This is a genomic window from Sulfuricurvum sp. PD_MW2, from assembly GCF_002633015.1.
Taxonomy (GTDB): Bacteria; Campylobacterota; Campylobacteria; order Campylobacterales; family Sulfurimonadaceae; genus Sulfuricurvum.
This window is the reverse complement of the sequence record NZ_NSIU01000015.1, coordinates 13,153-39,074: the sequence shown is the minus strand read 5'-3', so window position 1 is coordinate 39,074 and position 25,922 is coordinate 13,153. Positions and strand designations below refer to the sequence as shown.

The following is a 25,922-nucleotide window of genomic DNA, read 5'->3' as shown; positions in this document are numbered from 1 at the left end:
AGGGTACCGATAAAAAATACCCGCCGTTATTTTACCTTATTTTTTAACTAACACTACTCTAAAGATCATCGTGATATACTATATACATGCAAAATCGACCGACCGAAGACCAAATCCGCGCCAAATTCGTCACTTCATTGATGGAATATTTCAAAATCGAAGAGGATATCAACCTCCGTGCACACATCGCCGATTTGGTACGTCACATCCACCCTTCACAGTATCGAGAGTTTTTTCGCCGTTTATCACTTCGAGAGATGCCCTACAAAAACGGATTTGAAAAAATTGCACTCATTGCGGAAGAGTTTGAATCTCAAGCCCTAACCCCCATCGACCAAGAAGCACAAAAACGTGCTGAAATACTCTATACCCTGATGTACGATATCCGTCGTGATGTCAGTCTGGTGCGAGACAGCGAGAAAAGTGCACTGGAACGGTTTGAAGCGATCCGATTTACCTCGATCCGCCATGCCGGAGATGAGAGAGCTTTACTCGATGAAACCGATATCAATGTCGTCAAAACTCTCACCAAAAAGTGGATCTATGATTATGTTTCACTCGACAAAAGTCTTTTTGAAGCGCGTGTGGTTCATGAATACCGCAATGAAATTCTCCGTCGGGAACGCGATTCTCAATCTCCTCTCTTATCACCGATCAAAACAAAACTCATCGATTCGATCAAACGTTCATGATTACGATCCCGACATCTCTGATTGATCGCGATGATCTTAGCCTCATGGAGCGTTCTCTCATTCCCCTCATTGCCCGCCATACCCAGCAATGGGGCGACAAGCCAAGCGATGTCGACGCTTCTACACTCGCCCAAGCGCTTCGCCATACCCCGCGCGAAGTAATCGAGGCGTTGGATGCAATGGTTAAAAAAGGAATTCTCAAAACCCTTCGCAAAAAAACACCTCAAGGGGTAATGATCTACTATACTTTCGAGCCGATTTCCGCCCTACCGACTGTCGAGATGAGTCTTTCACCGACTCAATACAGTGACAGCAGCTATTTTCTAAACCTCTCCAATGAAGCGTATGAAGAGCTCCATGCATTTGCCTTTGAACTCTGCGATCGGGAAGGACTTCGACGTGAACTGTTTGAGGATTTTGCCCTCTATCAGCGTTCACGGAATAACCGCTCATTTGACTGGTGCGCCGAATTCGAGCGCTGGGTACGCAAAGAGATCGCATCAAATGCTCCGGTCATCGCATCACAACATGCCCTTGCCGAAACCAAACCGACCACTGAAGAGTTCGAGATGGCACAGTATTTCATCCGCCATCTCGCCTCTATCGATCCGCAGTTTGAAGAGCCGTTTAATGTTATGAGCTGGGCTGCGCAGATTCGACTATTGATCGATACGGGCGGATACTCGCTTCTCGATGTCAAAGCGGCTATTGACTGGCTTTTCAGTGCCAAAGGAGATTGGTTCCGTCCGAATGTTCCCGATGCCTACCATTTGCGTAAACACTTCAAGCGGCTCATCGCTCATACCCGCAGTTTCCGTGATGGCAAACCACGCCTCCCGGATGACATCGATCTCTTTGATTTATATGAGCAAATGTAGTCAATACATGCAATTATTCCTCATTATTTTGTTCATCTCTTCCTCTCTATTCGCTGCAGAAAAAATCTCTTTGCAGCTTAAATGGCACCATCAGTTCCAATTCGCGGGCTATTACGCAGCGCTTGAAAAAGGATTTTTTCGCGATGAAGGTCTTGATGTAGAACTCAAAGATCGAGACATCGTAAAAAACAATGTCGAACAAGTACTTCAAGGCGAATCGCAATACGGCATTGCCGATTCGGTGTTATTTCTTTATCAGGCGCAGAAAAGCCCTATTGTTATTATTGCTCCTATTTTTCAGCACTCTCCCAATATATTGCTCACACTCAAATCAAGCAGTATCGACAGCCCGTATAAACTAATCGGCAGACGGGTCGCCTTTTATCCCAATGATGCCGATGGCCTTCCTATCCTTGCTATGATGCATGAAACAGGCGTTTTAAAAAAAGGATTCAACCGAGTCAATGCCGATTTTGATTTCAAAGCGTTTATCAACAAAGAGGTCGACGCACATCATGGCTATATTACCAATGAGCCCTATGCTCTTCTTCAAAAAGGGATAGAAACCAATATTATCAACCCACAGCATTTCGGTGTTGATTTATACGGTGATACACTTTTTACATCCCAAAATGAGTTGCTCAACCACCCTAAGCGGGTTGCGGCTATGAAACGGGCGACCATACGGGGATGGGAATACGCACTCTCTCACCAAGAAGAGATAATTCGTCTGATCCAAACCAAATATGCACCGCAAAAAAGCCTCGATCAACTTCGTTATGAAGCAAAAGGGATAGAGTCTGTTATTTCCGCTACGACGATACCGATCGGGACACTTGATTATGGGAGATTAGAGTACACTCAAAATCTTTTAAAACGTCATGGTCTGATCAATTCCAATATCCCCTTAGACAAATATATCTACAAAGATGCCCTTAACAATCAGCTCAATCTAACACCTCAAGAAATAACATGGCTAAAACAGCACCCCGTTATCCATACTGCTATCGATACATCCTGGGCGCCCTTTGAATATCTTGATGCCAAAGGAGAGTATAAGGGTCTAGCGGCCGATTATCTCAGCCTCATTTCCCAAAGACTCGGCATCCGGTTTGAACCCTACACCAAAGGGGTGTGGAAAGATGCGGTTTCACTCATGGAACGCCATCAGCTCGATATGTTTCCCTGCGCAGTGAAAACTCCTGAGCGAGAGATGTACGCAACATTTACTCCCCCTTATCTCAATTTTCGAATGGTTATCGTCACCGATGAAAATGTCGGCTACTTGAACGATATTAGCGAGCTCAAAAATAAAACCGTAGCCGTTGCACGGGGTTATGTGAGTGAAGAGATCCTAAAAAAACACTATCCGTATATCAACCGGTATGCGGTCAATACCATCGCAGAAGGGCTTGAAGCGGTCGCGACCGGCAAAGCATTCGCCTTTATCGATAATACGGCTGCCATCACCTACGCAATCAAAAAAGAGGGTTATGCAAATCTCAAAATCTCCGGTGAAATACCCCATAATTCGGAATTAGCAATAGGTATCCGTAACGATTGGCCGATTTTTGCCAAAATCATGGAAAAAGCGATTTTGTCAATCACTCCTGAAGAGCGAGAGAATATTTACAACCGCCATATCCGTATCGAGTATACACAACAGATGTCATGGGAAAGAATGTTAAAAATATTAGCTCCGCTCGGAGTGATTGTCGCACTGTTACTGTACTATACCCGTAAACTCAGCCTTATGAATACCGCGTTGCGTAATGCCGTTGATTCATTGCATGCAACGCAACATGAACTCCAGATTCTTTCCTCCACCGATCCGCTGACCACCCTTGCAAATAGATACCGACTTGATGAAGCATTGAAACAAGCAATACGCGGCGCTGCTCGCTACAACCGTCCACTTTCGATCATAATCGTCGATTTAGATTTTTTCAAAGTAGTGAACGATACGTATGGACACCAAACGGGAGATGCCGTACTCAAAAGCGTTGCCGCTGTTTTCAGAAGTAATTGCCGTGAAAGCGATATTATAGGGCGATGGGGAGGTGAAGAATTTTTGATTATTTGTCCTGAAACCGAAGCTGATGAAGCGGTTCTTCTGGCTGAAAAGCTTCGCAGCACTCTTGAGTCTAAAGTGATATTTGACGATTACACTCAAACAGCTAGTTTCGGTGTATGCGGCTACACCAAAGATGATACGCCAGAGCGCCTCATCATCCATGCCGATGAAGCACTTTACACCTCAAAAAGTCAAGGACGCAATCGCGTCAGTGTGTGTTTAGAATAAACTCGATCCGTCGATTTTTAGATCGTCCCTCTTCGTTATCGTTCGAGGCAACAGGATCAGCATCACCCATCCCGTTTACTTTAATAGTATTTGCGCTGATTCCTTGTGTCATCAAATAATCCGCAACCATTTTGGCACGCGCTTCCGAGAGAATACGGTTATCCGCATACAGAGCTTTCAAACGTTGCGGTGGAATATTATCGGTGTAACCATTGATAGTTACCGAAGTATAGCCCCCTGATTTAAAGAGTTGTGCCCATTCACGCAAACGTTCTTTACCCGTTTCACTTAGGGCTACGACTCGACTCTCAAAAATTTGAAAGTTTCTAAAGTAAGGAGCGGGAGCTGTCGCCGTAACAGCCGGCTTTTCAGGAGCTTTGAAGAGTGCAACAGACTCTTTTTTGGGTTCAACGGCGATCGTCTCTTTTTGAACTTTCGCATCAGAAGAGGCAATCACAACCGGCGATGGTGTGGAAACCGGAGTCTCTTCAACCATGATCGGAGCTACCGGAGCCATCTTTTTCTCTTCGATGATAACCGCTTTAGGAGTTTCGATGACGCGGCTAGGTACACTCACTTTCATTGGTTCTGCCATAGCAATACTTGCAGCACTTTGCCCCGGTCGGAGTTTTTCCAACTCCATCATCACACAGGCCCCTTTAACATCACGGACCGTCAAAGTATAGGTGTTTCCGTTACGCTGCCACTGCGGATTTTTAAGCGGTTTAAGATCTTGATCCAAACCTTGATACTTGCGTACACCATACCCTTTTGGAATATTGACCGTAAGGATATTCTCTGCCGTTACGCAATCACTGCTCCCCTTGCAATCCCCTCCGCTGAGAAGAATTTTAACGATTCCATTCTCTTCTGAAACAATAAAATCATCTTTATTGGCACGTTCAAGATACGAGTAGCGATCGGTATTTTCAAATGAGAGTTTTGTCAATCCTTCTTTGGTTTTTTCCATTCTATGATTAGCAGGACGGACATAAACGATTCGAGTCGGGTCAAATCCTTTTTCAAACATGAACCCGTAATTTTTATTTTTTTCGCCCTGATAGTTGAAATGGAAAATCCCCTCCGAGAAATCGGCTTGAGGATAAAATATCATCTCCGAAACATCAGCTTGAAGCGAACTCCAACCCACCCATAATCCTACCAATCCAACGACTATTTTACTTTGCATTATCACCCCAATTGTAATCAAGGGATGATACAATAAATCAAACCAATTTTCGGTTAAAGGGATATCAATGAACCTCCTCTCACTCAATCTTTCTCATCCGTTAACCACCTCTACCGTTGAATACGCTCTTGATATCACCCTCAGCAAAGGCTTAGAGAACGGTTACTACGGCGCCAATGCATCATTCCATGTTGTTTTAGCTCCGTTTGGCGTTCTCACTCTCATCGCAGAGGATAAAAAGCAAATTCTTGAGGCACTCTCATTGTTGCGGATCTCTCTGGATACCGAACATCTCATTACTCAAGACTATCCAATACATGTCGATCCTCATCTTGCTTCACCTTTTAATGTAACGAATGAATCGATCTTCTTGCGGGAAGCTTCAACACTTAATCTCAATATTATCGCCTTAGCCATCTCTCAAAGCGTAGGCTTGGAACGTTATGAAAAACGTCTCGACACCCTTTTCTCCCAAAGCCGCCGAATCGTCGAATCGATACATACTTTTTCAATCAGCCGTCGTTCCCATCTTATGCAATTTGCCAAACGTCTCGCACTCACCCGTCACGATATGCTCAGTAATCTGCTACTTTTGGACAAACCGAATATTTTATGGGATAACGAGGAAGCAGAGGCCCTCTATATCCGTCTTGCTTTTATTCTAGAACTTTACGATCGGCATGAAACAGCACTCTCGAAACTCTCACAGATCAAAGAGGATGTGATGCTTGTCATGGACATTATCAATCATAAAAAAAGCGAATTTTTGGAGTGGATCATCATCATTTTGATCGCTGTAGAAATTGTGATGGGAGTTTTTGAGTTTATTCACTGATAGCATCGATAGGATTGAAATAGAGATATGCATTTTGTGCTACAATGATTCAATCAGACAAAAGGAGGAAAAAAGGGTGAAAAAATTATTGGTTTTATCGGTTCTAGGACTCGCATCGGTATTGTGTGCGGCAGATGGTGCAAAACTCTATGGTGCCAAGTGCGCTGAATGTCATGGAATAGATGGAAAAGAAGCGTCTATTTCCGGAAAAGCGATTGCAGGAGGAAGCGGAGCGCTAGCCAAACTAACAGGCTACAAAAAAGGGACTTTCGGCGGAGATCAAAAAGCATTGATGCAAGGGACTGTTACAGCACTTAGCGACAGTGAGCTAAGCACCATTGCAACGTATGTTGATTCTCTAAAATAACCTTTACGCGAGGAGTTTTTCAAACTCCTCGGCCGGAACCGGTGGACTTTTAAAGTATCCCTGATACATTGTGCAGTTGAGTTGTTTCAAAAACTCGATCTGCTCAATCCGCTCCGTCCCCTCGGCCAAAATCTGAAAGCCCAATGCATGCCCCATCGCAATAATCGCACTGACAATCGCCATGTCATCATTCTCATAGGGGATATCATCCACAAAGCTTTTATCAATTTTGAGTACATCTATCGGAAACCGCTTTAAATACGAGAGGGACGAATACCCTGTACCAAAATCATCGATGGCGAGCCTTATCCCGTGCGCTCGAAGACTATGGAGCATCGAAACCGTCTCCTCTTCCCGCTGCATCAGAGCACTTTCAGTCAGTTCCAATTCTAATCGATCGGCAGGATAACCGGTTTTTTTCAAAGCATTTTCAACCATATTGGGAATATTTTGATGGCGTACCTGATGCGCTGAAAGATTAACTGCTAAGGTCAATCTATGCCCCTGATCTACCCAAATTTTTCCTTGTCGACACGTCTCATTTAATACCCACTCACCGATCTCGCCGATTAATCCGGTCTCTTCGGCTATCGGGATAAAAACGGCGGGAGAGATCACCCCTCGTTCTGGGTCATTCCATCGGATCAATGCTTCCGCACCTACAATTCTTCCGGTTTGTATGTGAACTTGAGGTTGATAATACACTTGAAATTCTTGATTCCTGACGGCACTACGCAACCGTGTTTCACATTCAATCCTACGCCGTGCAGAATCTGTCAGTTCATCCGTATAATATCTGTATCCGCTGCGTCCTTCAGATTTGGCTTTATAGAGTGCGGCATCCGCATGCTGCAATAAAATAGCCGCATCTTCTCCGTTATCAGGATAAATCGCGATACCTACACTCGATCCTACATGAATCACTTCCCCTTCGGAAAGACGGTACTCTTCGGATAAAGCGATAATCATCTCTTCGGCAAGCTTGCCGGCATCCTCAAGACGACCTATATTTTCAATCACGACGGCAAACTCATCTCCCCCGAGCCGAGCAATCAAATCACCGTCTCGCAAACGGGTCGAAAACCGTTGTGCCGCCATTTGAAGCAGCTCATCTCCCGCACCGTGGCCATAGCTGTCATTAATGTCTTTAAAACGGTCCAAATCAAACATCAGCAAGGCGATCTGAGTATCGTTGCGCTTTGCTTTATCAATAGAGTTTTGAAGATGTGCCTGAAAAAGAGCTCGATTTGCCAATCCGGTGAGAGGATCGAAATTCGCAAGCGTTTCAAGCCGCTCTTCGTATTGTTTACGTTCTGTAATATCATGATAAACAGCAATAATATGGGAGTTTTCCCCTAATTTAACAGCAACGGCATTAACCCATACATTCAATAATCTTCCATCTTTGGTACGATGGATCGTCTCAAAACTATCCCTTCCATCACGCATAATCGTGTCAACTCTTCGTCGAGTAACATCTGGAGATTCAATAACTTCATAATCGGATACATTTAATTGAGCAAACTCTTCAGCACTGTATCCCAAATGCTCATGTACAGATTCATTAAATTCAACTGCTTTGAGAGTAGCATTATCGATTAAAACAATACCGTCCGGCAACGCTTCAAACAATTTACGCAGTTTGGTTGCATTTTTTTCAACTTCCTCTTTTTCCGTGCGAATAACCCGTTTACGTTCACTGATTCGCGCTATTGCGGCACTTTTCTCATCGATTACACGGATCAGATATTCAAAATACGCACCGTGTACCGCATGAAGAACATCGTGACGGGTGAGGATACCGGTGAGTTTTCCTTGCGTATCCACAACAATCAATTGATGAACGCCGTGTTCCTCCATCATGGATGCAGCCTGATGAAGGGGAACCTCTTTTTTTACGATTAAAATCTCACGATGAAAGAGATTTTCAACCTTTTCATCCTGTACATGAGTATCCAAAACACATCGATGGGCGATATCACGCTCCGTGATAATGCCGATAGGGATGGAACCGTTTAACACGATCGCATAGTCGCACTTTCGCTCCTGCATCAACAATGCCGCTTCGCTCAAACTCGTTTTTAGCTCTACTATCAGAGGAGACTCGCTCATAGCCTCGGCAACGATTTTAAACTTTGTTAAATGTTCCAATCCGATATGTCGAAGAAAATCCCCCTCCGTGATCACTCCAACAAACCGCTCTTCGCTATCCACAACAATCAAATGGCGGAAATGTTTCTCTTCCATCAGAGCGTATGCATCATGTATTTCCATCATATGATCGACACAAAATGGATTTTGTGTCATCACTTCCCCCAACGGGGTAGAGGTTTTAATCGACTCCGCTACAACTTTTAACGCGTCATGTTCTGTAAAAATCCCTATCGGACGATTCTCGCTATCGGCGATGACAACCGAACTAATAGCATAATCGCTCATTAATTCAAGAGCTTTCGCAACCGTATCGCTCACTCTGAGCGTCATTATTTTATTGGAAAGTATCGATTGAAGAAGTTTTTTTTTCATTTTCGCATCTCACACGCAATCGTACGGTTGCGTCCGCCGTCTTTGGCCGCATACAATGCATTATCGGCTCGTTCAATCGCATCGATCAACGAATCCTCAGGAGAGACTTCGGTAACTCCAATGCTGCAGGTTACCCTTCCTACCTCATCAAAGGGGTGCGACTCAATTAAATTACGGATTTTTTCTCCGACCAAATACCCCTCTTCACACCCTACATTTCTCAACAGCAATACAAATTCCTCTCCCCCCCATCGGGCGAATAAGTCAGCTTCACGGATGGTAGAGACCACAAGAGAGACAAAATGTTTTAACACATAATCTCCGATATTATGACCGTACGTATCATTCACCTGTTTGAAATGATCCAGATCGATCATCATCAAAGCCAGCTTTGTCCCCTGTCGCTTTGCAATCGAGCGTTCTTGCGCGAAAAGTTCCGCGAACATATGCCGATTATGGATTTCGGTCAAAGCATCTTTGGTTGCCAATTGTGTTAAATGACGGTTTTTTTGCTGCAAAATTTGGGTAATTTCTTCAAACTGTTTGAAATGATCCTGCATGAGCTGTGACCATTTCAAATAGGTTCGTGAAATCAAATCCTGCTGTGTAACGATTCCTACCACATCCCCCTCATCATTGGTTACGACGATTCGCTTGAAATGACGATTTTTAAGATATTCCAACCCTTCTTGAATCGTCGCTTTCTCACTCAGCATCTCTACCGGAGAGGACATCACTTGCGATACCGGCACCTCAGGAGAATTACCCTCTCCGATGAATTTCAAAACATCTTTTGAAGTGAGAATTCCTGCTGGAGTATTTTCTTTTTGGATAATGACACAGTCACTCAGTGAATCTTTCATGTAATCCAAGATTTCAGCCATCGGAGTCTCAGGCAAAAAGCTTTTATATCCGTACTTTTTTTCAAAAATAGTAGCGATCTGCAATGATTCCAAAACAACTTGAGGATCGACACTCGCCACAATATCGCTGTTTGTCACAAGACCGTACAAACTCCCGTCTTTGTTGCATACACAAATATGTTCATCGCTATCATTGGTGAGATTCAACGCATTGATAATATTGCTCTCTTTATCGATGAGCGGCAATGGACGTAAAGTGACTTTTGACAAAGATGTAGTAAACGGAACTCCGGAAAGTTTGAGACGTATAATATCTTTTGTCGTAATAATATAATGAAGTGTTTTATTAACAACAATAATACTGCGATGGTTATGCTGATGCATTTTGCTCAGCGCGTCTTGGATACTCTGATGGATATCAACCGAAATGACATCCGTTGTGGCGATTAAACCAAGAGTTGGAAAAAACATATTACACATCTCCTCTTTACTAGTCTATTTATTGTATCGCTTTCCACCCCAAATCGACGTAAATTTTATAATCTACTTTTAATATAATCATAATATTTAACATAATATAATTCATAAAACCGCCAAAAGGATTTCCCAAATTCTTATGATTTCTACTATGTTCTTTGTATGCTCCTACCGGATACATTGTTTTCATACCCTACATCATGTACGGTTTCTCTCCCTTTTTCCGTTGTGATAGAAATTTTCGCCATTCCTGCACTGATTGCCGTTTTGGCTTTATGGATTACCCATTCACTCGTTTTAAATCGCCGTCTTATTAAAAATCAAAATCGTTACAGACAATTTTTTAGCGATTCTCCCGTTGCCCTCATTGTTGTAAATTCGAAACACTCTATCATCGAATGGAATCAGGCTGCTGAAACAATTTTTGGATGGAGCGAAGATGATGCAAATGAGAAAAATATTATTGAGTTGATCGTTCCGAACTTCGATAAAACGCATGTATATACTGTTTTAAAAAAAGCATCCAAAGATGGGATAAGCTACTCAAAAAATTATAATTTAACGCATGACCATCGTGAAATTTTTTGCGAATGGCGCAATCGTCTTTTGGAAAACGGAGATATTCTCTGTATGGCACAGGATATTACCCACTCCCAAAAAATGCTCGATGAACTTCATAAACGCTCCAGTGCTTTGGAGAGTGCCGGGGATGCCATCTTCTATACCAATCATAAAGGGCTTATCGAGTTTGCCAATTCACGATTTTTTGCACTTGCGCTTGAAGACCAAGGAGAACTTTACGGTATGCATATTGGCAAATATCTTTTTAAAGAAGCCTTGGCTTTTAACGCTATCCTCTCGCAATTTGATGCCAACCATACATGGCGAGGCAAAATTGAAAAAAAATCACGGTCCGGAGAAAAAGTTTTCAGCATTACTATCACCGCACTCTACCACCGAAATCGTCTTATCAGCTATATCGCCAATCTTCATGATATCAGTTACATCACATCGCATGTGGATGATCTCACCTATCGTGTTCAACATGACCCTCTGACCGGAGCTATTAATCGTGCCACGCTGTACGATCGGCTCGAACACGCAATGAACCGCGCCAAACGAAAACAAGAGCAACTGGCCATCTATTTTATCGATTTGAACGACTTCAAACTGGTGAATGATACATACGGGCATGAAGTGGGAGATCAACTCTTACAGAGCATAACACACAATATCCGTTCATGTCTTCGCAACAGCGATACCGTTTGCCGCTATGGGGGAGATGAATTTATCATTATGATCGAAGAGGTCAAAGGGGAAGATCATCTCCACAGCGTTTATGAAGCGATCAAAACAGCGATTTATGAACCTGTCATTATCAACTCCGGCTTGGTTCTTCATCCCCGTGCCAGTATCGGAGTAGCCCTTTACCCTGATGATGGGGAAGAGTCCGATACACTTATCAAAGCCGCCGATACCGCCATGTATATAGTCAAAAGACAAAAGAGTATTAGCGAACCCGAACCAAAACTTTACGCTGACAATCACAATCGCTAAAATAAACCCATTGTTCCTGATACATCGGTTGCGGTGCATAAACGACAGGGTTACTCTGAACATAGCTGATTGTATCGCGGCGCGGTTCAGAGAGTGCATACCCAAGGACTCCGCCGATGACAAGAGGAACAACCCAATTGCCTCCACGATGATGAGACATTCTCTCATGGCGTTCATATCTATCGCCCCGATCATAATGACCGGCCTGAGCACTTGATACGAATAAAACGGTAGTGCTCATTATCACTACCCACGGTTGTATTTTTTTCATAGGAAACTCCTATTGTTTAGATCGTATCATCATGACAAAGCGCTGTGAAGTGATTGTGAAGTAAAAGATGCGCTAAAATAACACCCATTATCGGAGGAAATCATGCGTCCATTTACCCTTTTCACCGCTTCTGCGTTACTACTTACCCATCTTTGGGCAAATCCCCAATGCTACGTGGATGCCTATCCGGCGTTGATCACTTCTGCCGACAAAGAGAGTATTGTCCTCAAAAATGGACTCAAACTACCCTACCGAACCCCTACTGCAAAATCATCCTGGGACGAGAAAATCAACAATGCCGATTTAGAGACTCAACTCTCCCAGCGCTATGATGCGGGAGGTATCGATACCCCGCCGCCGTATCTTTTTGATCCGGGACGATTGCGCTATCAACCTTTTTTCCAAGCCCTCTACGGCAAAGACAAACAAGCCATTGAGAAAAATCTGGTGTCGATCAGCTGGCCGACCCTCAAAGGTTCTATCAAGCTTCCGGTCAATAAAGTAGGCGATGCCGATACAACGCTCTATGCGATCGGACAGGAGATTGCTGCGTTGCCAAAACGTGATCGCATCTGGGCAGAGGGGGCTACGACGTATTGTTACCGCGTTATCAAAGACACCGATCGTCTCTCCATGCACAGTTTTGGAATCGCGATCGATCTGGCTCCGACAAAAACCCAATATTGGAAAGATGAAGCACCTTCAGAGACGGCACATATCGGCTATCGTAATACAATGCCTCTCTCTATCGTACGGATCTTTGAAAAACACGGCTGGATTTGGGGGGGGCGATGGTATCACTACGATACGATGCATTTTGAATACCGTCCTGAACTTTTAGTATCTTCATGCAAAGAAAAATAATGACGGCACATCGTCTCTTCACAACCAAAACAGGACAATTTATCCTGTTTAAATACATGATCTATGCCCTGCTAACGTTCAATATTTATCTCTTCGCCATCAATGGAACGTTCACAGAAACGATAGAAACGGCGGCATGGGTTGTGATTCTCGCCCTCTTTGAGTGGGAAACCTATCATCTCAATGAAGAACACTGGAGCTTTATCGAAAAAGGGATCATTAGTATATTGAGCTTTTTTGGCTACAGTGTTGTTTTATTCTCGTGCTACAGCTATTTTATCGAAGCGGAATGGCTTGATTTCATCAACTCTCTGACATGGATTTTTGTCATCTTGGTACTGCAATACGACATCTACTTTCCCGGACACTACGCTAAAAGCGAATGGACGGTGCGAAATATCCTCAAATTCACCCTCTATGGAGCATTGTTTATGTTTGCGGTTATTTGGGGAATACAAGGGGAAGCACTTGATTTTTATGATGCTTTTTTATGGATACTCTCTTTCTTTGTCATCGAAATGAATGTCTTTAATTTCGAACACCGTTTTGTTGCAGAAGATACGGCCCCATCTCATGAATAATCCGATGACTCAAGCCCTCCTTGAAGCCTTAGAAGGTATGGAACACGGAGACGGCGGTCCTTTTGGTGCCGTGATCGTTCGCAACAATGAAATCATCGCATCGGCACACAATCAAGTCCTCACAACCAACGACCCTACTGCCCATGCCGAGATCAATGCGATCCGGAAAGCCTCAGAAACGCTGCAAACCCATGATCTTTCGGATTGTATCTTATACACCTCCTGCTACCCGTGTCCCATGTGCATGGGGGCAATATTTTGGGCTCGGATTCCCACCGTCTATTATGCTTCGTCGATGGATGATGCCGCAGAGGGTGGATTTGATGATCGGATCTTTTATACGATGATTCGCAATCCTGAAACATCGATTACACTCTTAGCAACCGATTCTGCGAAAGGCAAAGAGTTGTTTTCCCGATGGCAAAACAAAGAGGATAAGCAAGTGTATTAAAACATTCCGGTAACCGTAATGTGATCGTATCGTAACCATCCGTATCTAAACTTGTGCACTTTTTTAGTGAAGGTTTTGCATGACGGCTCGTAAATCATTATCGGTATTTACCAAACTCTCTATACGGCAAAAGATTACCCTGATTGTTGTGATGGCGCAATTGTTTGCTCTGGTGGCGATTCTCATCGGAGTCATCGGAATTTTTTTATCCAATACCTCCCTCAATACCATCCATACCCAAAGTCTACAACCGCTTCAAAATCTCCGAAGCTGTAAAAATGCCCTGGATAAAGAGATCCTCCTAAAAGCGACCGATCTTTCTCTAAGGGGTAGGCGATTTTGAGTCGACTCTCCTTGCAGTAAAAAAATCACATGCCCTTTTTAACGATAATTGGAAAGAGTATACAAACGGAACATTGACGCCGGATGAGACAAAACAGCTCGCCGAAACCAATAAAATAATTGATCGGGCCGACCGATCGATCATTTTATTGGAACAAGCGATGGAAAAAAAGGAGCTAATGGGGATTTTAGATCTGCTTCAAAGTGATTTTCCCTACAGTATTTCCCCGGCAAGTTCAAAAATAGACGAACTCATCGAAATACAGATTGCCAATGCAAATCATCTCTATAGCATTGCTCAAGAGGAGTTTAAAAAAACGATTCTGCTGATCGCGATCATCTTTCCTCTGGGGATGATCCTCGTCCATATCGTTTTGCATTTTATTACGAAATATCTCCTCAAAAATATTGCCAATCTGACCAAAATGGCACAGCATCTCCGAGCAGGCGATCTATTGGAGAGGATCGAAACCGATGGGAGCGATGAACTGGCCGTTGCCGCTCAAGATATGAACAATTCGATGGACACGCTGCAAAAAATACTCAACGGTATGAAGATGGCATCCAATAGCAGTATCTCTTCCGCACAGGAACTCAATAGTGTCTGTACGCTCATCAAAGGGAGATTAGAAATGAGCGCTTCGGATATATCGCAAACCCATACGCAAATCGGAACTCTTCAGAATATTGTTCAAAACACATCCGTATCGGCAGAAGATACCACTCTAAAAATCACCGAAGCATCCACTCAGCTTTCACACGCCAGTGAACAGATTTTGCAGATGAACACCGATATTCAAAACGTGGCACAAACACAACAGCTCCTATCAAACGATCTCAAAGAGCTCTCCGCCCGTGCCCAAGAAGTGCGAGGGGTTCTCGATATTATCGGGGAGATTGCCGATCAAACGAATCTTTTAGCGCTGAATGCAGCCATTGAAGCTGCACGTGCGGGAGAGCACGGCAGAGGATTTGCCGTCGTTGCGGATGAAGTGCGTAAACTCGCGGAACGGACGCAAGAGAGCCTTGCTCAAATCAATATTACGATCCGTACCATCGTCGATGCGATTACCCACACCAGCCAAAAAATGGATAAATCGGCTAGTTCAATTATCGTCGTCTCAAAAGACTCCAATGCGGTTCAAGTTATGCTTCAAACTTCATCGTCTTTGATGAGTATTGCAACACAAAGCGTCCGCTATTCGAACGAAGGTCTTCTCAATATCATGAACGGGATGCAAGTCATCTCATCCAAAATCGACTCGATCAACTCGATCGCATGTTCAAATACACAAAGCATCAGTTCCATCACCCACGTTGCTAACGGTATCGATCAAAATACCGCTGAACTCAATCAGCAGCTTCAAAAATTTCGGACTTAACCTAAAAATTCAATCACTTTTTCAACCGGGCGCCCGATAACGGCTCGATTTCCCTCAATCACAATCGGTCGTTCGATCAGTTTGGGATATTCTGCGAGGGCATCGATCAATTTTGATTCCTCATTGACCTGAGATAATCCCAGTTCTTTATAAAGATCCTCTTTGGTTCGCATCAACTCTCGCGCTGAAACTCCCAATTTTTGTAACACGGCAACGATCTCATCGCGTGATGGCGGGGTATCGAGGTATTTAAAAACTTCAGAATTCACCCCTTTTTGCTCAAGAATCTGAAGTGCTTCGCGTGATTTGGAACATTTTGGATTATGCCAGATGGTGATCATACAGTCTCTTTATTTTTATCGAATTATAATCATTTTTTGCGTCTCTATCTGCAAGCAAACCTTATCTGATTTTATGCTACGATTGAATACTTCAATAATTGAGCAGTCGAGAGAGGGTATACGTGTATTTAAAATTTTTATCTCTTTTTTCTCTTCTTTTCCTCACTTTGGCACACGCAGAACCATACGAACTCGGGCGTGGTATTCACTATAGTGATTCGTTGAATGTTGGCGGCTATTTTTCTACAGAATTTGAATCCAATAAAAATACCGATACCTTTACACTCGATGATGTTGCCCTCATGGCTTATGGGGACATTAACCCTACGATATCCTATTTGGCAGAATTCGAAGCCATCCGCTTTTATCATAAAAACTTCACCGACGGGGCAGAAGAGGGAAACCCGAAATTCCATGCCGAACGGCTGTATGGTGATATTTGGCTGTCCGATGCTTTCAATATCCGTTTCGGTAAACAGATCACACCGATAGGCTACTGGAACAAAGAACCGATCAACGTACTGCGTGATACCACCTCCAATCCTCTCTACAGCACACTCCTTTTTCCAAGATTGCTGAGCGGGATCGACATCAACGGATATGTACCGCAAACTAAAGGTATGCGCTATCACCTCTTTGGGCAAAACAATCGAGATTTGGACGAAGAGTATATCAATCTTCCCAATACTCACTTTTATGGGCTAGCCTTGGAACAAGAGTTTTCCATGGAACTCAATGCCGGAGTAAGCATCGGAGAATATATCACCAAAACCAATCAGCGAACCCGTTTTATGCAAGCCGGAACCAAATACGACGATAGTCAATGGCAATTCATCCTAGAGGCGCTTCTAGCTAAAAATCAGTATTCTAATACCCAAGAAGATTACGCTTTCTCAGGGTATGCACAAACGATGTATCACGTGACTCAAGAACATGCCCTCATCGGTCGATATGAATACTTCAACGATCATCACACAAATTACAAAGACAATATTGCCATTCTCGGATACAGCTATCGTCCGCTCTACCCCGTATCACTCAAAGGTGAATATCAATGGCACTCCTTGCACGATGAGAATCGGGCATTATTTTCATTATCGGTACTCTTCTGATGAAGCCGCTACTTTTGATGTCTCTATTCGTCTCAACCCTCTTTGGAACCCAATACAGTCTTATCATCTCCAAAAAAGTTCCAATCACCGCGATTACAGTTGAACAAATACGCGATATTTATCTCCAAAAACGTCATAGTGTCGGCGATCAGAAAATCATCCCTCTGAATTTGGTAGGACAAGAGCCTTCCCGTATAGCTTTTGAAGCAACTGTGATCGGAATGGGAAGGGATCGGCTCAATACCTATTGGATGAAACAGCATTTTCAGGGAAATTGCCCACCGACAACGCAGCCTTCTCATGAATCCATCAAAGCATTTGTCCAGAATGTCGAGGGATCTATCGGCTACATCCCCTCTTCGATGGTCGATAACTCGGTAAGGGTAATCTATGAGTTTTAAACTCAAAACGATACTTCTCTTTTTAGGAATCAGCCTTATTCCCTATGCGTTAAGCATGATTCTCTTGGGTAATTCTTTTTATCAAGAGCAGTACAAAGCGATCACGCAAGAGATGAAAACACAGGTACGATTAACCTCAGAACGGATCGATCAGTATCTACAAACTCTCCATAACGATATGCTCTTTATTGCAAAATCGGAAGTGATGAATGATATTTATACGCAAGATTTAGATCATCGCATCAGCATGGTACTGAGCTTGAAGAAAAATGATATGAAAATGCAAGGGGACTTTTACGTTGTTGATCCAAATGGAAAAATCATCGCCTCTAGCGATTTCTCTTCCATCGCTCAAACAAAAAAAACTACTCCTCTCTTTAGTATCCCTATCCATTCAAATTTCACTCAAAAAGAGATTGCCAGATTGATGGTCACCTATCCTTTTGAGAACTTTCGACCTTTTTTTTCAAATACACCCAAGCGCCACTATTATCTCGAACATCGTGATGGCACCATCTCTCTCAAACCGGCTATTTTTGAAGAATCGCTCAAAGTTTCTCATAAACTGACCAATTATCCCGATTTAAAAATTGTTCTGGAAGAAGAAAAAGATTTTGCGTATCGGTTATTGTACAAATATGAACAGTGGTTTATCGCCTTGCTTCTTCTAGGAGCTTGTTTTATCGGTATCGCCGCCTATTACGTCGCAACAGCTCTGATTCGTCCGGTTATTATCCTCTCTGATACGGCCAAAATGATTACCCGCACCCAAGATTATACACAGCAAGTCAGCGTGAATCGTGATGATGAAATTGGACAACTCTCCAATGCTTTTAATACGATGATCGAAGGGATGGATCATGCACTCGGCGAAATCACAACACTAAACCATGAAATTGAAGATACCCAGCGCGAAGTTGTTTTTACGATGGGTTCAATCGGAGAAAGCCGTTCCAAAGAGACGGGAAACCATGTCAAACGGGTTGCGGAATATTCCAAACTCTTAGCTTTGTATTACGGACTGGATGAAGAGGAAGCCGAGATGCTTAAACAAGCTTCTCCTATGCATGATATCGGCAAAGTCGCTATTCCCGATGCTGTTCTTAACAAACCGGGACGTTTTGATGAAGAGGAGCGTCGCGTTATGGAGACCCACGCAGCACTCGGATACGACATGCTAAAACACTCCGGTAGAAAACTGCTCCAAGCTGCGGCCATCGTTGCATATGAACACCATGAAAAATGGGATGGCAGCGGCTATCCACGAGGATTAGCAGGTGAAAATATTCATATTTATGGACGTATCACAGCGTTAGCTGATGTCTTTGATGCGCTCGGAAGCGACCGTGTTTATAAAAAAGCGTGGGATGATGAACGAATCTTTACCCTCTTCAAAGAAGAAAAAGGGCGTCATTTTGATCCTCACCTCATCGATATCTTTTTTGATCACTTAGACGAATTTATTACTATCCGAGAAACTTTTAAAGATATTCACGAATCCTAATTCCTCAAAGGCTAAGGGACGCTATGGTATAATCACCCCATTATTTAGCCCCTTTGTGAAGGTATTATTATGGGTCAAACGATTACAGAAAAAATATTCTCCGAGCATGTCGGACATCCTGTTTATGCGGGAGAGATCGTCCGTTCACCGATCGACATGGTTATCGGAAACGACATTACTACCCCTATTTCGATCAAAGCATTCGAAGATTCGGGAGCGACAAAACTTGCTAATCCAGACGGATTCTCAATCGTTTTGGATCACTTCATCCCTGCAAAAGATATCGCGTCTGCGAACCAAGCGCGCATCAGCCGTGATTTTGCAAAAAAATACGCAATGAAAAACTTCTTTGATGAAAAAGATATGGGGATCGAGCACGCATTGCTCCCTGAAAAAGGTCTCGTCGTACCGGGTGATGTGATCATCGGTGCAGACTCGCATACTTGTACCCACGGAGCTCTCGGTGCGTTCTCTACCGGTATGGGTTCGACCGACCTTGCGTTCGCTATGGTTACCGGAGGCAACTGGTTCAAAGTTCCTGAGTCTATCAAAGTCGTCCTAAGCGGCAAACCGGGTAAATATACGACCGGAAAAGACGTCATCCTCGAGGTCATCCGTATGATCGGCGTTGACGGTGCCCTGTACCAAACACTCGAATTCGTGGGTGATTCTATCCAGTATTTCAGCATGGATGATCGCTTTTCAATGTGTAATATGGCAATCGAAGCGGGAGCGAAAAGCGGTATCGTGGCGTATGATACGATTACGGCTGAATTCCTCTCCGATAAGCCTCTTGCTCGTGAACCAAAAATCCACTACTCCGATGAAGACGCAATTTACGTTCAAGTGCTCGAAATCGATGTAGGTAATCTCGAGCCGGTTATCGCCTATCCATTCCTTCCAAGTAACGGACATAGTCTTAGCCAAGCGGTTAGCGATAACATCAAAGTTGATCAGGCATTCATCGGAAGTTGCACAAACGGCCGTTTGAGCGACCTAAAAATTGCTGCTGAAATCCTCAAAGGCAAACGGGTGCATCCGGATGTTCGCCTCATTGTCACTCCAGGGACTCAACGTATTTTGCGCGAAGCGACCAAAGCGGGCTATATTGATATCATCATCGATGCGGGCGGGGTTGTTTCCAATCCTACGTGCGGAGCATGTCTTGGTGGTTATATGGGAATTTTAGGAGACAATGAAGTCGCCGTTGCTACTACCAACCGTAACTTTGTCGGACGGATGGGAGCGCGCAGTTCAAAAGTTTATCTCGCCAATTCTGCCGTTGCGGCAGCATCTGCGATCGCCGGATACATTACCGATCCATCTACCATCAACTAATATTTCTCCTTATTGGAGAAATACATCCTCCTAAGCTATAATAGTCACATTTATTCACCGGAGATATTTATGCGTTCACTTTTTCTTGCCGCTTTGTTGATAATTTCTAATGCCAATGCTTTGGATTTCGGATCTGTTGTACAAACACTGACGCCTGCCGCACAGAGCGCCGCACCTGCATTGGATGCTTCATTAACCTCAAATCCACTCATCAAAAACCTCACTTCCACCTTGGGGATTACACCGACCCAAGCGGTTGGAGGAACAGCGGCTATCATCAACAATGCCAAAAACAATATGAAACCTGCTGATTTTACAGCATTAACGAAACAAGTTCCACAAGCAGGTACCCTGTTAGGTGCAGCACCTGCCGGACTGCTCGGAATGGGGACGTTAGGTTCACAATTTAGCTTTCTGGGGATGGATGCTTCTATGATTAGCAAATTTACCCCGTTGGTACTCCAATATCTCCAAAGCGGTGCAACGCCTGCAATGGATAAAATTCTCGCTGCCGCAATGGCAAAATAATAATGTTTTCAATCCCCTGCATCCTCTTTGCCGGGGGTAAAAGTTCTCGGATGGGTCAGGATAAATCTCTCCTCCCTTTCGGCAATTTCCCAACCCTTGCCGAATTCCAATACGATCGCCTCAGCAAACTCTTCTCCGTTGTCGCTATCTCAACCAAAACACGTGAAAAATTTGATTTCTCAGCCCCTTTTATACTCGATCCAATAGAGGTTGACTATGCACCTACGGCAGGATTTGTAAGTGCATTTAGAGCATTGGAGGATGAACGTATAATGGTACTCAGCGTCGATACACCGTTTGTCAATTATGAAGTTTTTCAAACGCTTTTGGATGCAGACAGCGAAGATCTAGATGCGGTGATTGCCCGTACTCTGACAGGATCCCATCCGCTTTGCGGTATCTATCACCGCTCGCTCGTAGGAGAATTTGAGCGGATGCTCCGTGAGGGAGATCACCGTTTAGGAAAGCTTCTCGCCTCATCATCGACTCGATACGTCGAGTTCGACGATGAAACCCCGTTTGCCAACCTCAACCATCCTCACGAGTATCAAGAGGCTCTTTCTCGCTTTTGCGAACCAAATAAATAAAGACCGCAAAAACCAATAACAAAAATGAAAGGGCAGCAATAAGCGTCGATGCATACGGCAAATCTTTATAATCGTGCAATGCGATTTTAAAGACAACCAATAACGCCTCAATCAACAATGCGATAATAATCGATACCGAAAAATTGAGTAATGTCTTGGCGTTAAACGCATCGCTCACATGTTGTGTTTTCGGCAATACTTCCTGCTCAAAAATCGTTTTACCCAAATCATAAACCGCTAGCCCCAGTGTCAATGCGATAATCGGTTTAAATACCGTATCCATGCTCAGAGGCTCCGCTCCCACCAAATAACCGACGAATGTATAAAAACCGTACAAAACCACGAATACACCGAAAAAGAGCAGCCCTCCGCCTATGACAGCGTACGATGATCGATTGATCCGTTTAAAGACATCGTTTTTCTCAATCAGATCAAATCGTTCCAACAAACTGCGCACACGAAAATCTAAAAACAGATACCCCTCCGGTACTGCATAAATCACCGTAATACACAAATGGCCTGTTGCCGTAGAGATATAGGGTTCGCTTACTTGGTATCCTTTTTCAAGAGCGCTCTCATCGACCAAATAGGCACGATCCGCTCCGGCATGATGAGCCTCCTCGCGATCAATATAGATATTGGGTGAATTTTGAACAAATCCCTCATCACATTGATAAATGAGCTCGAGACTCGGAAATGTTTTATACAATCTCTCTGCAAGTTGCACGTTAAATGTTTTTAAACTGACCCTTCCAAGGGAAGTGATAATAAATTTTTCAATTAACGGGGCATTTGCAGCATAACTTCGTACTAAATTTTGCATTTTTTCCCCTTTGGTTTGGATTTCTAACTATTTAGGATTGCTACCATCTATATCCATAATCGAGCAATCCTATGCTTTGAAGGAGGTATGAGGATTTTGGAATTACATGCTATCGATAGCATTACCGAAAACTCATGCTAAAACTATAACCCAAAATCAAGCTTTCTTATGATCAATTTTTAATCACTGCTCGATTAACAACTCTAAGCTATAATAATAAAAAGAATAATGAAGAGTATACTATGAATTTAACCCATCTTGATGAGCGTGACCGCCCAAAAATGGTCGATGTCTCAGACAAAACCACAACTTCACGTACTGCAGTTGCGAGTGGATTGATCACCATGAGTGCCGGTGCATTCAATGCCGTCATCAACCAAACAGCCAAAAAAGGGCCCGTACTTCAAACTGCTGTCATTGCGGCTATTATGGGGACAAAAAAAACCTCCGATCTGATACCGATGTGCCATCCGCTGAACCTCAGCGGTGTCCATTGTGACATTGAAGAACTTCCGGATCTCCCAGGGTTTCGTCTCACCGTTACGGCAAAACTCAGTGGACAAACCGGAGTGGAGATGGAAGCACTGACAGGAACAAGCATCGGATTACTCACGATTTATGATATGCTCAAAGCGATTGACAAATCGATGGTGATCGGTCCGATCCAGCTCGAAACCAAATCAGGAGGCAAAAGTGGTGATTATCAACGAAACAACCCAAAAGCTTGAGCTCGAATACCCATGCAAATGGTGTTATAAAGTCGTTGCCTACGAACGTGCCGGTATCGAAATAGCCGCCATGGAAATTATTGGGGAGCGCTCCTATTCGCTGAACCCTTCCAATGTGAGCAAAGGGGGGAAGTACATCAGCATGAACTTGGAGCTTCTGGTGCATAATGAAGATGAACGCACCTACTTTTACGAAACACTCAAAGCCCATCCCCACATTAAAATGGTGTTATAAGGAGTACCCTATGAATTTGGAAACGTTAAAACGAGACATCAAAAGCCGTTATCGCCATCTCTCAACCGGAGACATTGATGCAAAAGTCTCTTCGGTCATCGATGCACTCAATACCGAATGGGCGATGAACACTCACGGACTCTCACTGCAAGAACTCAAAACTTTCGCCAGTGCTATTCTCGAAGAAGAGGGGCACTCTTTACACGATGAACTCGAAGAGCTTATTGCCCAAAAAGAGCGGATCGAGCGTCAAATTTTACGCAAAAGCGAAGAGCTTCAACATCTTAAATACTCCCTTTTCGATGCACTCGAAAAACACCTCGGAAATTCCGACGAGATGCTTGAAAAACTCCATCAAGTCAAACTTCAATCCGTTGATCTGCTCGATATTCTCGAAGAAATTACCGAAAGTGCCATCATCACAACTCTCGAAAAAGGGTCCGATATCGAAGAGACACTCCATGAGATCATCAAAGAGATCACCTTTGAAACACTCAATGCCAATGTTCTCAATGCGGTGAGAATACGCCGTATTTTGGCTAGCATATTACAAAGTGCGATCAACATTGCCGAAGCAACTCCCAATCAGGCAGATACCATTTTCCGTGGGACATTGCACGGTATTCGCAGTGCATTGATCAAATCGATCGAAAAATTCCATCAGTATCTTCTCTATGTTCCTGACGAAGTCAAAGCCCTCTATCGCGATGAATACAAAACAATCGAAACCGAACTTGATCGTATCGATACCCTCTTTAGCCAGATTTTTCATTCGCTCAAAAGCCATAATAGTGCATCCATTCTCCAGCATCTTGAACGAATCTCTCATGAGACCTCTTCCGATGAGCTCTCCAACCTCTCCAAAGAGACCGTAGAGTTATTGCGGAACCGTCTTTCCAAAATTAAACGGGGCGTAACGATGCGGGGTACAAAACTATTGCATTCAAAATCGGCACAAGAGGCAAAAGCGATTGGGGTACGCGCATGGAGCGTCGCCAAATCGACGATGCAGGGTGCTATAAAAGGGGCAAAAGAGGCAATGGATAAGAAGTAATTACTTCATATCCTTGGCTAGCGTAAACATAGTGCTAAATTGTTTCGTATAGCTCTCACATCGATCACAAATAGGCTCACCACCCTTGTAGGGGAAGGGACAGCGGCATTCATGACACATCACCATCTCATAATGAACCAGCTGTTCCGCACGATCAAACGCAATACTTATAAGATCGTATCCCTCTTTAGCGCTGATCGCATTTGTTTTACAAATATCTTCACATATTCCGCATCCGATACATTTGCCTTGCGAAAAATAGATGCCCTGTTTGTCAGAACTAGGGAAAAGCGCATCGGTCGGACAAAACTGCGTACAATCGCTGCAATTGGTACACGCTTGAAAATCAATCTGTTTATTAAAGAAGAGCGAACTTGCTTGCGCAAACGATGTCGTCTCTAAATTTCCGACAACTTCTTTGAGTGAATTTTTCAGCAAAATTCTCTTGAGCGGCATTCTTTGATCTGGAAGCTTATGATGCGCCTGCGTCATAGAGATATGTGCTACCGATTCATCCGACAATGACTCTTTAACTTTCTCAAACCCTTTACGAAAGAGTGCGCGACGAGATGCCTGTTCCTCTTTTTCCTCAATCGTTTCTATTCGAGATGACGTTTGAAGCATCTCAAGGAATTGATTTGCCGCTTCGATTTTACTGCGTATTACCGATTCCAGATGGGTGTTTTCATTGAGCACACATGTTGAACAATGGCTCATGTCGCACAAAACACTCTCTTCAGTGCGCAGTGCCATAACAGTATAATGTTCAACATCAAAGACACCCAAACACGGCGTTGATGTTTTACACGAAATAGTTCTGTCGTTTTGGTGCTGATACGATGCTGCAAATCCATTCGGATCAAAACTCTCTATCTCTAACGCTTCCGTAGGACAACTTCCGATACATCCCGCACACTCAACACACTCATTTTCAAACAGCGTCAATTTATTCCGTACGATATTGAGCGCATTTTTAGGACATACATCGATGCAGATTCGGCAATCATTATGAAAATACTCATTGCGAAGACATCGCGTCCCGGTAAAACTGAATAGATTGTTTTTTTGGATAAAGTTCATATTACCCATGGATATTTTCTCCATTCAAAAACTCATAGTCGCTACTCAAAAATTCAACAATAAAATCGCAAATATCTCTGAAAAACGGGGTTTCTGCCATACTTTTCATCCCCATCATATACGGTACAACCCATGGGAAAAGATGCTTATCCAAAAATTCGGATTGAGGTTCTACTTCATTGCGATAAATCAACATTTGCATAAAAGCAAACTCAATCCCTAAATGATCCGGTGCCATGATATCGGTCTGATCCATATTGACTTCAAATCCATGAGTAAAATAAAACGCCATAACCGGATTTTGCAATCCTACAAGCGTCTCATTTTTAGCATCGAGCACAAACGATTCAACCGGTTGCGTATTGAGAATAAACATCGAAGAATAATCAATATTCATGGCGTCATACAATGCATCTTCATCGGTATTTTTAAACCACTCTTGTGTCTCTTCACCGATAATCTCCAAAAGCTGCTCATTGTTTTTGAGATCATGGATAAAACGACGGTCAGGAATATTACTCATCACACGAGATAGAAAAGCATAAATATACAAACGGTATTCATTGTTCATTGAAAATTCCTAAAAAAAGTAATAGATTGTGTCATACGAGGGC

28 protein-coding genes are annotated in these 25,922 nt (G+C 43.4%); 20 read left to right on the top strand and 8 right to left on the bottom strand.

Features of this window, described 5'->3' with window-relative positions:
* The first annotated feature begins 86 nt into the window (after positions 1 to 86).
* Genes CJD30_RS07930 through CJD30_RS07920 form a run of 3 tightly spaced genes read left to right on the top strand, consistent with a single transcriptional unit; the run spans position 87 to position 3,872 of the window.
* Positions 87 to 692: a hypothetical protein gene (locus tag CJD30_RS07930; RefSeq protein WP_294918111.1), complete on the top strand. Its 606-nt coding sequence runs from the start codon at positions 87 to 89 to the stop codon at positions 690 to 692.
* Positions 689 to 1,570 (top strand): hypothetical protein, encoded by an 882-nt coding sequence (locus tag CJD30_RS07925; RefSeq protein ID WP_294918109.1) that lies wholly within the window; start codon positions 689 to 691, stop codon positions 1,568 to 1,570. Before CJD30_RS07930 ends, CJD30_RS07925 begins: the two co-directional genes overlap by 4 nt.
* A gap of 7 nt (positions 1,571 to 1,577) precedes the next feature.
* Positions 1,578 to 3,872 carry a diguanylate cyclase gene (locus CJD30_RS07920; RefSeq protein ID WP_294918107.1) on the top strand — a complete coding sequence of 765 codons (2,295 nt, stop codon included), beginning with the start codon at positions 1,578 to 1,580 and terminating at the stop codon, positions 3,870 to 3,872.
* Here CJD30_RS07920 and CJD30_RS07915 read toward each other — a convergent pair.
* Complete coding sequence (locus CJD30_RS07915; protein WP_294918106.1) at positions 3,853 to 5,061, bottom strand: OmpA family protein; 1,209 nt, start codon at positions 5,059 to 5,061, stop codon at positions 3,853 to 3,855. The genes CJD30_RS07920 and CJD30_RS07915 overlap by 20 nt on opposite strands.
* A gap of 67 nt (positions 5,062 to 5,128) precedes the next feature.
* Between CJD30_RS07915 and CJD30_RS07910 the strand changes: the two genes are divergently transcribed.
* Both CJD30_RS07910 and CJD30_RS07905 read left to right on the top strand, forming a co-directional pair.
* Positions 5,129 to 5,896 carry an RMD1 family protein gene (locus tag CJD30_RS07910; protein WP_294918104.1) on the top strand — a complete coding sequence of 256 codons (768 nt, stop codon included), beginning with the start codon at positions 5,129 to 5,131 and terminating at the stop codon, positions 5,894 to 5,896.
* Between the two features lie 76 nt (positions 5,897 to 5,972).
* Entirely contained in the window at positions 5,973 to 6,263 is a 291-nt protein-coding gene (locus CJD30_RS07905) for a c-type cytochrome (RefSeq protein WP_294918102.1), read from the top strand.
* A 3-nt stretch (positions 6,264 to 6,266) separates the two neighbouring features.
* On the opposite strand, the gene CJD30_RS07900 is transcribed toward CJD30_RS07905, so the two are convergent.
* Positions 6,267 to 8,789, bottom strand: coding sequence for an EAL domain-containing protein (locus CJD30_RS07900; protein ID WP_294918100.1), 2,523 nt, complete (start codon positions 8,787 to 8,789; stop codon positions 6,267 to 6,269).
* Complete coding sequence (locus CJD30_RS07895; RefSeq protein ID WP_294918098.1) at positions 8,786 to 10,123, bottom strand: diguanylate cyclase; 1,338 nt, start codon at positions 10,121 to 10,123, stop codon at positions 8,786 to 8,788. Before CJD30_RS07895 ends, CJD30_RS07900 begins: the two co-directional genes overlap by 4 nt.
* A 168-nt stretch (positions 10,124 to 10,291) precedes the next feature.
* On the opposite strand from CJD30_RS07895, the gene CJD30_RS07890 reads away from it, so the two are divergent.
* A complete protein-coding gene (locus tag CJD30_RS07890; protein ID WP_294918096.1) occupies positions 10,292 to 11,686 on the top strand; it encodes a diguanylate cyclase in 1,395 nt (464 codons plus the stop codon).
* On the opposite strand, the gene CJD30_RS07885 is transcribed toward CJD30_RS07890, so the two are convergent.
* Complete coding sequence (locus CJD30_RS07885) at positions 11,640 to 11,957, bottom strand: hypothetical protein (RefSeq protein WP_294918094.1); 318 nt, start codon at positions 11,955 to 11,957, stop codon at positions 11,640 to 11,642. The genes CJD30_RS07890 and CJD30_RS07885 overlap by 47 nt on opposite strands.
* Positions 11,958 to 12,059: 102 nt before the next feature.
* Between CJD30_RS07885 and CJD30_RS07880 the strand changes: the two genes are divergently transcribed.
* The 5 genes from CJD30_RS07880 to CJD30_RS07860 all read left to right on the top strand — a co-directional run bounded on the left by CJD30_RS07880 (position 12,060) and on the right by CJD30_RS07860 (position 15,577).
* Positions 12,060 to 12,821: a M15 family metallopeptidase gene (locus CJD30_RS07880; RefSeq protein ID WP_294918092.1), complete on the top strand. Its 762-nt coding sequence runs from the start codon at positions 12,060 to 12,062 to the stop codon at positions 12,819 to 12,821.
* Positions 12,806 to 13,402: a hypothetical protein gene (locus CJD30_RS07875; RefSeq protein WP_294918090.1), complete on the top strand. Its 597-nt coding sequence runs from the start codon at positions 12,806 to 12,808 to the stop codon at positions 13,400 to 13,402. Before CJD30_RS07880 ends, CJD30_RS07875 begins: the two co-directional genes overlap by 16 nt.
* Before the next feature lie 4 nt (positions 13,403 to 13,406).
* Complete coding sequence (locus tag CJD30_RS07870; RefSeq protein ID WP_294918088.1) at positions 13,407 to 13,853, top strand: nucleoside deaminase; 447 nt, start codon at positions 13,407 to 13,409, stop codon at positions 13,851 to 13,853.
* Positions 13,854 to 13,932: 79 nt separating this feature from the next.
* A complete protein-coding gene (locus CJD30_RS07865) occupies positions 13,933 to 14,196 on the top strand; it encodes a hypothetical protein (RefSeq protein WP_294918086.1) in 264 nt (87 codons plus the stop codon).
* A 73-nt stretch (positions 14,197 to 14,269) separates the two neighbouring features.
* Complete coding sequence (locus tag CJD30_RS07860; RefSeq protein WP_294918084.1) at positions 14,270 to 15,577, top strand: methyl-accepting chemotaxis protein; 1,308 nt, start codon at positions 14,270 to 14,272, stop codon at positions 15,575 to 15,577.
* Here the strand turns inward: CJD30_RS07860 and arsC are convergent.
* The gene (gene arsC / locus CJD30_RS07855; protein ID WP_294918083.1) at positions 15,574 to 15,918 is read right to left on the bottom strand and encodes an arsenate reductase (glutaredoxin); all 345 of its coding nucleotides are present in this window, start codon (positions 15,916 to 15,918) and stop codon (positions 15,574 to 15,576) included. The genes CJD30_RS07860 and arsC overlap by 4 nt on opposite strands.
* A gap of 122 nt (positions 15,919 to 16,040) precedes the next feature.
* Between arsC and CJD30_RS07850 the strand changes: the two genes are divergently transcribed.
* The 6 genes from CJD30_RS07850 to mobA all read left to right on the top strand — a co-directional run bounded on the left by CJD30_RS07850 (position 16,041) and on the right by mobA (position 21,388).
* Positions 16,041 to 17,030 carry a hypothetical protein gene (locus CJD30_RS07850; protein ID WP_294918082.1) on the top strand — a complete coding sequence of 330 codons (990 nt, stop codon included), beginning with the start codon at positions 16,041 to 16,043 and terminating at the stop codon, positions 17,028 to 17,030.
* A complete protein-coding gene (locus tag CJD30_RS07845; protein WP_294918081.1) occupies positions 17,030 to 17,431 on the top strand; it encodes a hypothetical protein in 402 nt (133 codons plus the stop codon). The genes CJD30_RS07850 and CJD30_RS07845 overlap by 1 nt, the downstream gene beginning before the upstream one ends.
* Positions 17,421 to 18,935 (top strand): HD domain-containing phosphohydrolase, encoded by a 1,515-nt coding sequence (locus CJD30_RS07840; protein ID WP_366722935.1) that lies wholly within the window; start codon positions 17,421 to 17,423, stop codon positions 18,933 to 18,935. Before CJD30_RS07845 ends, CJD30_RS07840 begins: the two co-directional genes overlap by 11 nt.
* 69 nt (positions 18,936 to 19,004) lie before the next feature.
* Entirely contained in the window at positions 19,005 to 20,273 is a 1,269-nt protein-coding gene (locus tag CJD30_RS07835) for a 3-isopropylmalate dehydratase large subunit (RefSeq protein WP_294918080.1), read from the top strand.
* Positions 20,274 to 20,342: 69 nt separating this feature from the next.
* Complete coding sequence (locus CJD30_RS07830) at positions 20,343 to 20,801, top strand: DUF2780 domain-containing protein (protein ID WP_294918079.1); 459 nt, start codon at positions 20,343 to 20,345, stop codon at positions 20,799 to 20,801.
* 2 nt (positions 20,802 to 20,803) lie between these two features.
* Positions 20,804 to 21,388 carry a molybdenum cofactor guanylyltransferase MobA gene (gene mobA, locus CJD30_RS07825; protein WP_294918078.1) on the top strand — a complete coding sequence of 195 codons (585 nt, stop codon included), beginning with the start codon at positions 20,804 to 20,806 and terminating at the stop codon, positions 21,386 to 21,388.
* Here the strand turns inward: mobA and CJD30_RS07820 are convergent.
* Positions 21,330 to 22,211, bottom strand: a complete 882-nt coding sequence (locus CJD30_RS07820; RefSeq protein WP_294918077.1) for a hypothetical protein — start codon at positions 22,209 to 22,211, stop codon at positions 21,330 to 21,332. The two genes, mobA and CJD30_RS07820, sit on opposite strands and share 59 nt — an antisense overlap.
* Positions 22,212 to 22,453: 242 nt before the next feature.
* On the opposite strand from CJD30_RS07820, the gene moaC reads away from it, so the two are divergent.
* Genes moaC through CJD30_RS07805 form a run of 3 tightly spaced genes read left to right on the top strand, consistent with a single transcriptional unit; the run spans position 22,454 to position 24,228 of the window.
* Positions 22,454 to 22,939: a cyclic pyranopterin monophosphate synthase MoaC gene (moaC, locus tag CJD30_RS07815; RefSeq protein ID WP_294918076.1), complete on the top strand. Its 486-nt coding sequence runs from the start codon at positions 22,454 to 22,456 to the stop codon at positions 22,937 to 22,939.
* On the top strand, positions 22,905 to 23,174 hold the full coding sequence (locus CJD30_RS07810) for a DUF493 domain-containing protein (protein ID WP_294918075.1): 270 nt from the start codon (positions 22,905 to 22,907) through the stop codon (positions 23,172 to 23,174). The genes moaC and CJD30_RS07810 overlap by 35 nt, the downstream gene beginning before the upstream one ends.
* Before the next feature lie 10 nt (positions 23,175 to 23,184).
* On the top strand, positions 23,185 to 24,228 hold the full coding sequence (locus tag CJD30_RS07805; protein WP_294918074.1) for a DUF6781 family protein: 1,044 nt from the start codon (positions 23,185 to 23,187) through the stop codon (positions 24,226 to 24,228).
* On the opposite strand, the gene CJD30_RS07800 is transcribed toward CJD30_RS07805, so the two are convergent.
* Together CJD30_RS07800 and CJD30_RS07795 are read right to left on the bottom strand one after the other, a co-directional pair.
* Complete coding sequence (locus tag CJD30_RS07800; RefSeq protein WP_294918073.1) at positions 24,229 to 25,317, bottom strand: 4Fe-4S binding protein; 1,089 nt, start codon at positions 25,315 to 25,317, stop codon at positions 24,229 to 24,231. It lies immediately after the preceding gene.
* The gene (locus CJD30_RS07795; protein ID WP_294918072.1) at positions 25,310 to 25,879 is read right to left on the bottom strand and encodes a molecular chaperone TorD family protein; all 570 of its coding nucleotides are present in this window, start codon (positions 25,877 to 25,879) and stop codon (positions 25,310 to 25,312) included. The genes CJD30_RS07800 and CJD30_RS07795 overlap by 8 nt, the downstream gene beginning before the upstream one ends.
* Between the last annotated feature and the right edge of the window lie 43 nt (positions 25,880 to 25,922).